This is a genomic window from Bradyrhizobium sp., assembly GCF_049586575.1.
In the GTDB taxonomy this organism is placed as follows: Bacteria; Pseudomonadota; Alphaproteobacteria; order Rhizobiales; family Xanthobacteraceae; genus Bradyrhizobium.
Map to the genome: position 1 here is coordinate 1 of NZ_JBAVCF010000157.1, position 9,080 is coordinate 9,080.

General features: G+C 58.2%; 10 protein-coding genes and 1 pseudogene. 5 read left to right on the forward strand and 6 right to left on the reverse strand.

Features of this window, described 5'->3' with window-relative positions; all coding sequences use genetic code 11:
• From WB528_RS05755 to WB528_RS05770, 4 genes and pseudogenes are all read right to left on the reverse strand, one after another.
• A pseudogene (locus WB528_RS05755) lies at window positions 1-99 on the reverse strand (NifU family protein); the annotation flags it as partial.
• A 48-nt stretch (window positions 100-147) separates the two neighbouring features.
• Window positions 148-681, reverse strand: coding sequence for a DUF2249 domain-containing protein (locus WB528_RS05760; RefSeq protein ID WP_423887464.1), 534 nt, complete (start codon window positions 679-681; stop codon window positions 148-150).
• 18 nt (window positions 682-699) lie between these two features.
• Window positions 700-2,055 (reverse strand): hypothetical protein, encoded by a 1,356-nt coding sequence (locus WB528_RS05765; protein ID WP_423887465.1) that lies wholly within the window; start codon window positions 2,053-2,055, stop codon window positions 700-702.
• 65 nt (window positions 2,056-2,120) lie between these two features.
• Window positions 2,121-2,381 (reverse strand): DUF2249 domain-containing protein, encoded by a 261-nt coding sequence (locus tag WB528_RS05770; protein ID WP_423887466.1) that lies wholly within the window; start codon window positions 2,379-2,381, stop codon window positions 2,121-2,123.
• 205 nt (window positions 2,382-2,586) lie between these two features.
• On the opposite strand from WB528_RS05770, the gene WB528_RS05775 reads away from it, so the two are divergent.
• The 5 genes from WB528_RS05775 (at window position 2,587) to WB528_RS05795 (ending at window position 7,062) form a co-directional block, all read left to right on the forward strand.
• Window positions 2,587-3,066, forward strand: a complete 480-nt coding sequence (locus tag WB528_RS05775) for an RrF2 family transcriptional regulator (RefSeq protein WP_423887467.1) — start codon at window positions 2,587-2,589, stop codon at window positions 3,064-3,066.
• Between the two features lie 5 nt (window positions 3,067-3,071).
• Window positions 3,072-4,793, forward strand: coding sequence for an oxalyl-CoA decarboxylase (oxc, locus tag WB528_RS05780; RefSeq protein WP_423887468.1), 1,722 nt, complete (start codon window positions 3,072-3,074; stop codon window positions 4,791-4,793).
• Between the two features lie 97 nt (window positions 4,794-4,890).
• On the forward strand, window positions 4,891-5,316 hold the full coding sequence (locus WB528_RS05785) for a group III truncated hemoglobin (RefSeq protein ID WP_423887469.1): 426 nt from the start codon (window positions 4,891-4,893) through the stop codon (window positions 5,314-5,316).
• A gap of 165 nt (window positions 5,317-5,481) precedes the next feature.
• The gene (locus tag WB528_RS05790) at window positions 5,482-6,267 is read left to right on the forward strand and encodes a Crp/Fnr family transcriptional regulator (RefSeq protein WP_423887470.1); all 786 of its coding nucleotides are present in this window, start codon (window positions 5,482-5,484) and stop codon (window positions 6,265-6,267) included.
• A gap of 582 nt (window positions 6,268-6,849) precedes the next feature.
• Window positions 6,850-7,062 carry a hypothetical protein gene (locus WB528_RS05795; protein WP_423887471.1) on the forward strand — a complete coding sequence of 71 codons (213 nt, stop codon included), beginning with the start codon at window positions 6,850-6,852 and terminating at the stop codon, window positions 7,060-7,062.
• Window positions 7,063-7,441: 379 nt separating this feature from the next.
• Here the strand turns inward: WB528_RS05795 and WB528_RS05800 are convergent, their stop codons facing one another.
• Both WB528_RS05800 and WB528_RS05805 read right to left on the reverse strand, forming a co-directional pair.
• Window positions 7,442-7,657 (reverse strand): DUF2945 domain-containing protein, encoded by a 216-nt coding sequence (locus WB528_RS05800; RefSeq protein ID WP_423887472.1) that lies wholly within the window; start codon window positions 7,655-7,657, stop codon window positions 7,442-7,444.
• 336 nt (window positions 7,658-7,993) lie between these two features.
• A partial coding sequence (locus tag WB528_RS05805) for a cbb3-type cytochrome c oxidase subunit I (RefSeq protein WP_423887473.1) occupies window positions 7,994-9,080 on the reverse strand: 1,087 nt, incomplete at its 5' end.

Consider the following 9,080-nt stretch of genomic DNA (forward strand, 5'->3'; position numbering starts at 1 on the left):
GCTGTCCTCAAATACGAGTTTGCCGTCAGCCAGGACTTGTTGGCCGGGCAGAAACTTCAGGGTTGCCGGATCTTGCGTCGATTCGGTTTGGATAAACATGAGCGTCGACCTTTGCAGCGAGTTGATCCACTCCCCCTGCATCACCGGTCATGCGGCAGCAGCCGCCTTGGCGGCACCGACTCGGATGAGAATCTTGTAAGTCTTGCCGTCAGGTTCGAAGCCGCCATGCCAATCATGGCCGCGCTTGGCGAGCTCGGGGAGTAGAAATGTCGGCTCACGGCACAGGAATGCCGAGAGAACCTCGCCGCGCTTCATCGATTCGAGTGCAGCGAGAATGCGCACCATGGGCTCTGGCGGATCAAGCTCACGATTGTCCATGTGCTGCACCGGATCGGGCCAAGCGGAATTGTCACTGGCCGCTGCGGGCGAAGCTTCCGTGGCCTTCTCTGTTCTCGTCGGACTGAACAGCACCTCCCAGTCGCCGTCTTCGAGCTGCCGGACTTGATGGCTGTAACCCTTGGAGCCGAGCACCTGCAACAATGGTGTCGGCTTGAAGGTCGCGAACAACCGCAATCCCTGGTCAGGGGTGAGCGCGGCGACGGCTTCCATGATCTTTCCAAACGGCTCGCCACCGTCGCGCAGGATTGGACGAACGTCGAGTTCTACGAAGGCTGTTGTCATGGGACCATGCTCCTTGAGTCAAGTTTGTGGGGAAAGCGAAAGCAGGAGGCGCGGTCGGTGCGCCCCTTGGGGCAAACGCAACGTGTTCGCCACGTCAGCGAGACGCCGCGTGCGCACGATCTGAGCAACAATGCCGGCGGTCGCGATGAGCATGATGCCGGCGGTCGCCTGAAAGGCCCATGCCGGGCCCGTCAGCAGAACGACGGTGCCTGTCCAGACGGCGACAAAATAAAGGACGAACCACTTCGACGCGCGCGTCTCAATCACCAGGTCCTGAACCCGCGGCGTTTGTGTTTTGCCAAGCACCGGGCCATAGCACTCAAGCCAGGTGAGAAAGGCGACGATCTTGTAGAGTTGGGCGAGGCCCAGACCGGAGAGCCACCCGAAGGCGAAGAGGAAGACCAACGCTCCGAGGTGGCGCTGCAAGGTGCCGGTGGCAACAAAGATGATTGCGAGGATCACGCCGGCCGCTAGGTTGGCAAGGGCGACGCCGGCCATGCGGCTGTTGAGTTCGATCAGCCGCCGCTTTCTCGCACGATACAGGTAAAGCATATCACGTCCATAGAGCGTAAGCGCCCCGAGGCCGAGCAGGCCCGCAGCGATTAGAACCGTTCCCAGGCTCACTGCATTGCAAATTGCGATCACTCCGCCGACGATGGCGACCGTCATCGCGGCTGTTGCCATGTGGAGGGCGCCGCGCGTGCCTGCGCCTTCGCGTTCGGGAGCGAGCATGAACATTGCCAAGAGCCGATAGCTGACGCCCATCGCCGAAACGGTCAGCCAGCCGCCAAGCCCCGCGATCACATGGAGCGGCAATCCTTCGGCCGTCAGAGCGGTGAGGCGGGTCTCTGCCGTGGTACCGCCGAGCACGAAGGCGAAGACGATTCCCAATCCGGCGGCTGCCACAAGGCTGGTGAGGCCGACAATGACGAAACGTGCCGACAGACCGAGCGGGCGCGCATCCCACAACGTGCGGCCGAGATTCCAGAGGGCAAAGGCAAAGCCGAGCAGCAGAAGGGCTGCGCCTACCGGAAGTAAACTCACTTCGAATTCGATTGTGCCACCGAACTGCAGAAATCCGCAGAGGAGCGCAAGCAGACCTGCACAGAGAAGAACAAGGGTCGGCAACGGCAGGGAGTTGCTGTAGAGTGGCTTAGCGACGAGAACGGGCACGAACTGAAACAGCGCCCCACACAGCAGGAGGCTCAGCCACCCTATGGCGACGACGTGCACAACAACGAGCGTCTGCGGGGCTGCGATCGGCGCACCGGGAAATCCATAGCCGCTGGCCATGAGGCACTCCGCCGTCAGTAGGCTGACGAGCGCCACCGCGAAATAAGACATGGTCCATCGAGATAGCGTGACGCCGACCATGGCAAATCCCTTAACGGTTGGATGGCGTCAGGCGAACCGGACGCCATCAATGCGCGACCGGGACGCTAGGCTGCCTTCTGCACCCGGCCGATCTCGACGCGCCACACCTCTGGTCCCCTCTCCAGATAGGTCCAGGAGAACTGTTTCGGATATTCAGCTTCCAGCTGATAATAGAGTGGCTTTGGGTCGTGATCATTGACCAGCACGAACGATGCTCCAAACGCCAATTCATCGATGTGCTGGAAGATCTTCGCGTGACGTTGCGCCGGAATGAGACTGCGCACGTCAATCTCCTCGTCCGAAAGATCCGCGTTTTGTTCGCACATGCAGGCTTCCTTTCCGTCTGACGACCGCCGTCTCTTGGTGGAGCTGGGCGTACCCATAGGGCTATTCCGCATAAGATATATTGTCAATATATCTTCTGTGGCGTAAGACTCATTAAGCGGTCAGACTTGCAAAACATGCATACCGTGTACACCTTTGTAATTGGAGCCTGACAGAGTTGGGTAGTGCACAATTTGGCGGGCCACGATGCGACTGACTAACTTTACCGATTATGCCTTGCGCGTCCTGATGTATGCGGGGACACATGGTGATCGGCTCGTCACGATCGAAGAGACCGCCGAAGCGTACGGCATCTCGCGGGCTCATCTTATGAAAATCGTCAACCTGCTCACGCGAGCTGGATACCTCAGAACGGTCCGCGGGCACTCGGGCGGTTTGGCGCTGGCCCGGCGGCCGAGCAAAATTCAGCTCGGCGAGGTCATGCGCGCTACGGAGCCCGACTTTGCGCTGGTCGAATGCTTCACAGCCGATAACCACTGCCGGATTACACCGCGTTGCCGCATGCGCGGCGCTCTGCAGGAGGCCCTGGGGGCATTCTGGCAAACGCTGGACCGTTATACCCTTGCGGATCTGCTGCTCGCTCCAGAGGATTTTGAGGCGATATCGCACAAGCGGCACGCGTCAGTGGATGAACCGATCGGGAGACGGCTCAACGAGCAACGATAGTTCGCATGTCTCAATGTGCAAAAATGGTGGAGAACATGCCCGATCCTAATATGACAGACGGCTTCCACTTGGTGGTGGATGCCCTCAAGCTGAACGGAATTGACACCATCTATGGGATCGCCGGTATTCCGGTGACCGACCTGATGCGCTTGGCGCAGGCGCAGAGCATCCGCTACGTGGGCTTTCGCCATGAGCAGTCGGCCGGAAATGCCGCAGCAATTGCCGGGTACCTGACCCAGAAGTCAGGCATCTGCATGACGGTTTCCGCACCCGGCTACTTGAATGGGCTAATCGCCCTTGCCAATGCCACGACCAATTGCTTCCCGATGATCCTGATCAGCGGGTCGAGCGATCGGGCGATTATCGATCTCGAGCAGGGCGATTACGAAGAACTCGATCAGATGAACGCCGCCAAGCCCTATGCCAAGGCGGCCTATCGAATCAATCGACCACAGGATATCGGTATCGGTATAGCGCGAGCCATTCGCGCCGCCGTATCTGGGCGTCCCGGCGGCGTCTACCTCGACCTTCCGGCGAAGCTCCTTGGCATGGCCATCGAGCTTGAAACGGCGAAAAAGTCGTTGGTGAAGGTCATCGACCCCTCGCCGCGGCAAATTCCCGACCCGGCATCGATCGCGCGGGCGCTCGATGTCTTGGCAACAGCGCAGCGCCCCTTGGTCATTTTGGGCAAGGGTGCCGCCTACGCCCAAGCCGACGAAGAGATTCGCTCGTTCATAGAGGCAACCGGCATCCCCTTTCTGCCCATGTCGATGGCAAAGGGCCTGCTACCCGACGATCATGCACAGTCCGTCGCCGCGGCGCGCTCCTACGCAATCGGACACACCGATGTGGCCATGCTGATCGGAGCCCGCCTCAACTGGCTGCTCTCGCACGGCAGGGGCCCGCTCTGGCCGGAAACGACCCGCTTCGTACAAGTCGACATCTCGCCCACCGAGATGGACAGTAATCGTGCCATCGCCGCCCCAGTGGTCGGTGACATCAAGTCCGCCCTTGCAGCGTTCAATGCTGCGATAAAGCTTCAGGCGCTCCAACCGAAAGCCGCCTGGCTCGCCGATATTGCCGAGCACAAGCGGAAGAACCAGGAGCGGATGGCGGCGCATCTCAGCGCCGATCCAAATCCGATGAACTTCCATAGCGCGTTGCGTGCCGTCCGCAATGCGCTTGCCGGTCGGCCGGACGTGTATATCGTCAACGAGGGTGCCAACACGCTCGATTTCGCCCGCAACATCATCGACATCTACGAGCCCCGCCACCGTCTCGATTCTGGCACCTGGGGCGTGATGGGCGTCGGCATGGGCTACGCTATCGGTGCCGCTGTAGTCACCGGCAAGCCGGTCGTCGCCATTGAGGGCGACAGCGCTTTTGGTTTTTGCGGCATGGAGGTCGAAACGATCTGCCGCTACGAGTTGCCGGTAATCACAATCATCCTCAACAATAACGGAATTTATCGGGGTGATCCGGCTGGCGCCGCCGGTTGCTCGCCTACCGGTCTCATGCGCAACGCACGCTATGACAAGATGATGGAGGCGTTTGGTGGTGTCGGCTACTACGCAGCCGACACGCCCAGCCTCACGAAGGCACTGAGCGACGCGCTCGTGGCCAAAAAGCCCGCACTCATCAATGCCGTGATCGACCCGACAGCAGGTACCGAGAGTGGCCATATCCAAAGCCTCAATCCGAGGAGCGCTCTCAGTGGCAGCAGATAAAACGACAACTTTCCAAAGTGCACGCCAGTTCCGCTCCCGCTGATCTTTTCCCGGTCTCGGAAGACTTTTAGCGATCAGCGCACCAAAGGGTACGGCAATGGCCGATATCAGCATCGTTTCGGCCGCTTATGAGCACAAGGCTACAAATGCCGGCATCACCGAGGCGGAGATCCGCCGGCTTATTCCCGCCTTCTATGCCAGAGTGAGGCGCGACCCGATGTTGGGGCCGGTTTTCGACGGTATCATTGACGATCGTTGGCCGGCACATATCGAGACAGTTATTTCATTCTGGCTTTATGTGATACGGCTTGATCGTAGCTACAACGCGCGAAACTTCATTCCCGCGCACATCAAGCATGCAACCATCCGCGCAGACCTGATTCCGCAATGGCTGGCGCTCTTCCGGGAGACGGCCCAGGATCTCTGCCCGGCTGACAGCGCGACTGTCTTAGTTGACATTGCGCAGCGCATGGCATCGTCACTCGAAATCAGCTTGAACAAGCGAGATGGCGACGCCCAGTAGCCATCGTCATAGGCTACACCATTCAAACAAAACACACAGTCAGCGGCTAGCCGCTGGAACGAGGCTTAGCCGGGCCGGCGCGTTGCGCGCGCCTTCTTGTATTTTATAAGATATATTACATATACATATTTGTCTGATAAAAAATTATCCTTTGGGAGAGCTTCGGTGAGCATCCCACCTGCTGCGACATCTAAGGCAATCCGGGATCGGCCGATTGAGAGGCATCCCTTTGTGATCAAGCTTTTGACCCACGCATCTCTCAGCGCAAGCGACTTGAAGGCGCTAAATCGCCTGCTAAATCGTAGACTGACCGTGAAAAAGGGCAAGGACATCATCGTTCAGGGTTTTGAATATAAGGAATTGTACATAGTTGAGAGTGGATTTGCCGTCCGCTACACGCTGGTACACAAGGGCGGGCGGCAAATCATTAACACGCTTTTGCCGGGAGACATTGCTGGCTTCCCCGAGTCTTTTTTCGACCGTTCGCTCTATTCCGTTAAAGCCGCCACAGAGATGAGCCTCAATCGTATTTCATTCGACGCGTTTATCGACGTTTGCAATGAGAGGCCCAATATAGCAGTTGCCCTGATCTCGCTTGTTGCGCACGAAGCGTCGCTCTATGCGCATCATCTTGTCGATGCCGGTCGTCGATCTCCGCTAGAGCGCGTCGCACATTTCCTTTTGGAAATTCATTTTCGACTGAAGGCTGTTGGAATGGCTTCAGAGAATACCTTTGAGATACCGCTGTCGCAGGAGGATATCGCTGATCGCGTTGGGCTAAGCGGCCCTCACGCGAATCGTATGATCAGCCAACTCAAACGCGAGGGGTTGATCGCTATGAGGCGCCATGAGATCAAAATTCTCGATAGGGCGGCGCTGCAGATTATCGCGGAATTTGATCCTTCCTACCTCGTGCCTCCATCGCTTCAGCAGCTTCGGACAAACCGGTAGTCAAGCCGATCGCTGGTTCGCCGCCGTCGGGAAGCCCCCTTTGTTGACAGCGATATCAGCCTTCGCCAGCACCGCTCGCAATTGTTCGCTTGCGCCCTTGTCATCCGATAAGCTGTATTACAGATATATGTTTAATGAGGTTCTGCATGTTCGACACGGCCAACCGGTCCATTCAGATTAGCCCCATAGCGGGGCTTTCCACAGTATTTGAGCTATAGGGCGCCTACCGCGCGAGCAAATCCCGGCCCTCGCGGAAGTCGAATGCCCGCTACCGAGCGATCTTGCCTTCACTCTGGTCACGGGGCTTCGCCAACATGGCCACTTTGGCAATGTACTAACCCATATCTCGGGCACGAATTGGACCAAGGTTGAGCAAGCTCTCCGTGGCATCTTAGATCCCGACGTTGGCAGCCAAGCGCTCTCGCCGCTCGCCCAAAACATCGTCGAGATGATATGCGGCGATCGCGGGGTCACGGGGCGGATCATGAAGTCGTACTTCCGAACCGTACTGGGCAAGGTTCTGGGGATCGATGGTGCGACGCGATTGATTCAGCGTATCAACGGTCTTTTCGTCGAACTGAAATGCGCGAGACAGCAGCCATCGAATACCGGCAGGATCGCAAACCAACTTCCTGCAGCAAGGGAGCCGGCCTAATTCCGGAAACAGATCAAATTGCCGAGCGGGTGGTCACGGTCGCCGAAATTGATCCGCGCTACCGTCACCTGATCATCTCTCAACTATTCGAACACCTCACTCCGGGCAGGCAGCTCATTGCAGCTGGTCGTCGATCATGATCCCAAGCGGCTTCGTTTCCAGCTCGAAGCTCGTTACGGCGCTCGCTGCGGATTGGGCCTATCTCGAGCAGGGTCCCGACGTTTGGCGCGTTCGTCTTGGCTAAGCCTCCGCTCAAGTGGGTGACCGAAATGACTGAGCGAGTTGAGTGTGCCTCAGAGGACGCGGGCATGCCGAGCAACTCCCGCGACTACACGAGCAGATACAGGTCTCTGAGCGCAAAGCTTTGCGCTTTGGTCTGAATTAGAATAAAGGCCGCGCGACCATAACAATTCTTTACATTCCTTTCTTTGCGGTGGGACCTACAGGAGTTGGAGCGTACGTTTTGGAATTCCACGCATGAGCCAACCTGCACCTGCGACACATCCGGTTCCGGAAAGCTCAATCGCGAAGGCGTCGTAACGCCCGTCCCTTGTGCATAGCAACGTGATCGGTTTTGTCGCTTTTAAGCTCGTATTGAGGATCGGTAAGGCTGGCGTGACGCACGTAGCCCTTGTAGTTCACGTCCCTGATGTGTACTCGGACGATATGACCCGTGACGCGACCAGCCTCGGAGTTCCAGCTGACGTGATTACCCACCTTAAAGGTTCTTGCCATGATGATGGAACCCGACGGTGACGAAAGAAGCCATCAGGAGCTCGTTACACGAAGTTATCCAACGAAGCGGTTGTTAATACTCTTCAGCGAGCGCTCCATGGGACGCGAATAGGGTACCCTGGATGGGCGTGACGCGGCTTGGACGGCCATCGTTTGCTGGGGCGTCCCGATCTCCAGGCAAATCGAAACTGGATCGCTCGCTGGGAAAGTCTCTTCGAGAGCTTCATCAAGCAGCGCGTTCAGGTGTGCCATTGTAGCCGACGGCAGTCTGTTGGGACGTTTCTTTTTGGCAGACATGATTCAGATCCTTTCCAGTGTTTAGCTCTCCAACTTGCATCACAGTATGAGTGGCAATGTTTCAAACTGATGGAACGGCGGGGGTGAGGGCAGCGTCCACTCCAGGGTGGTCGCGCCCGGTCCCCAAGGATTCGCCGACGCGCGTTCCTTGCGCATCAAGGCTAGCGCCATGCAGTAGAAGAACACGAGCACCCCGAAGCCCGAAATATAGGAGCCGATCGATGAAACGAAATTCCACCCGGCGAAGGCTGCTGGGTAATCTACATAGCGCCGCGGCATACCGGCCATGCCGAGGAAGTGCTGCGGGAAGAAGGCTAGGTTGACGCCGATGAACGTGAACCAGAAGTGCACCTTTCCGAGCGTCTCGTTGTACATGTAGCCGGTCATCTTCGGGAACCAGTAGTACCAGCCGCCGAAAATCGCAAACACGGCGCCGAGCGAGAGCACGTAGTGGAAATGCGCCACCACGTAATAGGTGCCGTGCAACTCGCGGTCGACGCCGGCATTGGCCAGCACCACGCCCGTGACGCCGCCGATGGTGAACAGAAGGATGAAGCCGATTGCCCACAGCATCGGCGTCTTGAACTCGATTGAGCCGCCCCACATCGTCGCAAGCCAGGAAAAGACCTTCACGCCGGTGGGCACCGCGATCACCATCGATGCCGCGATAAAGTAGGCCTGCACGCTCGCCGACATGCCGACGACGAACATGTGATGCGCCCAAACGACGAAGCCGATGCCGCCGATGGCCACCATGGCGTAGGCCATGCCGAGATAGCCGAATACCGGCTTCTTCGAAAACGTCGACACGATCTGGCTGATCATGCCGAAGCCCGGCAGAATCATGATGTAGACCTCGGGATGGCCGAAGAACCAGAACAGGTGCTGGAACAGGAGCGGGTCGCCGCCGCCCTGCGGGTCGAAGAAAGTGGTGCCGAAATTGCGGTCGGTGAGCAGCATGGTGATGGCGCCAGCAAGCACTGGCAGCGCCAGCAGCAACATGAATGTGGTCACCAGAATCGACCACACGAACAGCGGCATCTTGTGCATGGTCATGCCGGGCGCGCGCATGTTGAAGATCGTGGTGATGAAGTTGATGGCGCCGAGGATCGACGACGCGCCGGCG